The following is a 2162-nucleotide window of genomic DNA, read 5'->3' as shown; positions in this document are numbered from 1 at the left end:
GGGTGGATTTCTGCCGGTCCGCTTCGGGACGGCGATGTATGAAAGCGGACATCGCCGCCGAGCCCGCTCCCGACCCCTTTCGGACCTTGAGCCCGAACTTTTGAAGGTCCGCTTCGTAACAGAGGCGGACGCCGCTCAAGCGGCCATCACGCCAGCACGTTCAAGCGGGCTTCGCGCCCACCGGGCTGGCATCCTGCTTGTCTCCGACCCGTGCGGAGAGCACCCTGTCCCAAGGTGTCGGGGACGGAAACACCTCCCCGAGGAAAGCCAGGAAGGCTTTCACGTTCGGGTTGCCGCGCCGGCTCTCCGGCCATAGCGCCGTGATGACGGAACGCTCGACAACGAATTCCTGCAGGACCGGCACCAGCACGCCCTGCTCGACATACGGAGCTGCGATGTAAGTTGGCGAGACGCCGATGCCGCCGCCGGCCACCAGGACGGCCGCCACGGCGTCGCTGAAGTCCGTGACAATGCTGGCGTTCGGCAAGATCTCGACCGTGCGGCCGCCGATCTGGAACGGCCAGCGCAGAGCTTGGCCCGTGCTCTGGAAGCGAAAGTTCACGCAGTCGTGGCGGACCAGTTCATCCGGATGCACCGGCGTGCCGCGCCGCTGCAGATAGCTCGGCGAGGCGAAGGCGCCGAGCCGGTGCGGCGCAAGGCGCCGGGAGATTAGGCGCGTGTCCGCGAGCTCGCCTACCCGGATCGCGACATCGATGCCCTCCTCGATCAGGTCCACGAAGCGGTCGCCCAGGCGCAGGTCTATGGATAGCCTTGGGTGGCGCTCGCGGAAGCGCGGCAGCGCCGGGGCCAGTAGATGTACCCCGATGGGGAATGGCGCCGTCACCTTCAGGGTGCCGGCCGGCTCGGAGCGCGCTGCCACGGCGGCCTGCTCGATTTCCTCGGCCTCGCGCAGGAGACGAAGCGCCCGCTCGTGCAGGTCGCGGCCTTCCGGCGTCAGGGTCAGCGAGCGCGTGGTGCGGGTGAATAGGCTCAGGCCCAGCCGTTCCTCGAGCCGCTGCACGCTCTTGCTCACCGCCGAGGGCGAGATGCCGAGGGAGCGTGCGGCGGCAGTGTAGCTGCCGAGCGAGGCCGAGCGCGCGAAGGCGATGATGCCGGTGAGGCGGTCGAGACCGATCTGTTCCATGACGGCAAGATTGAAACGAAGACGAGCCCGATTATCAAGCTCGAAGCGATGATCCATTCTTTTTCCTATAGGCGCTGCAGCCGCGGCGCCGGGAAGGATCATCGTCATGACCAGCACTCTCCAGGACCGCACCGTCGTCATCTTCGGCGGTACCTCGGGCATCGGCCTTGCGGCCGCTCAGCAGGCCAAGACCGCGGGCGCCAAGGTCATCGTGGTCGGCTTCAACGCCGAGGGTGCCGAGCGCGTGGCGGCGGAGAACGGCTTCAGCGGCTGGCGCGCCGCGGACGTGACCCGGCCACAGACCATCGCTGCGGCGCTCGCCGACATCCCGCAGGTGGACCACCTCGTACTGCTGGCCGGCACGTTCGTGGCCGGAAAGATCCTGGAGGCCGAGGTCGACTACCTCAAGCGGGCCTTCGACGAGCGGATCTGGGCGGCGCTCCACACGCTGCGTACCCTGGGCGGCCGACTTGCGCAGAACGGCTCCGTGACCTTCATCTCCGGCGCCCTGGCAGACCGCCCCAGCGCCCAGGGCACCGCCGTGCTGGCGGCCGCTTCAGCCGCGATGGAGGCGTTCGCGCGCGGCCTCGCGCTCGAACTGGCACCGATACGGGTGAATACCCTATCGCCGGGCACCACCGACACCCCGCTCCTGGCCCGTACGCTCGGCGCCCACCGCGACGCTTACGTGACCGCGTTGACCGAGAAGCTGCCGCAGCGACGCCTCGGCACGGCCGAGGAGGCGGGCGCGGCGGTCGTCTTCCTTATGAGCAATGGCTTCATGAACGGCGAGACCCTGCACATCGATGGGGGCGCCCGCCTCGTCTGATATCATCTCGCAGATGAGAAGTTCGATGCCCGACCGTTCTGCACCCACGGCAGCGGTCGGGGACGAGCGATCATTCCAGCGGTTTTGGCTGAAGGTCTGGAAGCCGCCCCGAGCCGAAGTTGCCGGACGGCTGACGAACGTCCGCTTCGGAGAAGGGATGACGGCGGCCCAGGCGTCTGGGTTGGGTCG

The 2162-nt window shown here is 68.1% G+C and carries 2 protein-coding genes; one reads left to right on the top strand and one right to left on the bottom strand.

Going from position 1 to position 2162, the window contains the following annotated elements; translation table 11 throughout:
- Positions 1-160 precede the first annotated feature (160 nt).
- Positions 161-1144 carry a LysR family transcriptional regulator gene (locus MKK67_RS15655; RefSeq protein WP_243966011.1) on the bottom strand — a complete coding sequence of 328 codons (984 nt, stop codon included), beginning with the start codon at positions 1142-1144 and terminating at the stop codon, positions 161-163.
- A 106-nt stretch (positions 1145-1250) separates the two neighbouring features.
- On the opposite strand from MKK67_RS15655, the gene MKK67_RS15650 reads away from it, so the two are divergent.
- Positions 1251-1973, top strand: coding sequence for an SDR family oxidoreductase (locus MKK67_RS15650; RefSeq protein WP_243966010.1), 723 nt, complete (start codon positions 1251-1253; stop codon positions 1971-1973).
- Positions 1974-2162: the final 189 nt, after the last annotated feature.

The sequence above is a fragment of the Methylobacterium sp. J-072 genome (assembly GCF_022829425.1).
Taxonomy (GTDB): Bacteria; Pseudomonadota; Alphaproteobacteria; order Rhizobiales; family Beijerinckiaceae; genus Methylobacterium.
The sequence above is the reverse complement of the archived record's forward strand: the minus strand, read 5'-3'. Positions and strand labels throughout refer to the sequence as shown.

Coding starts and splice junctions, on each gene's coding strand:
- MKK67_RS15655 (WP_243966011.1), bottom strand. CDS start 1,144: ATGGAACAGATCGGTCTCGACCGCCTCACCGGCATCATCGCCTTCGCG.
- MKK67_RS15650 (WP_243966010.1), top strand. CDS start 1,251: ATGACCAGCACTCTCCAGGACCGCACCGTCGTCATCTTCGGCGGTACC.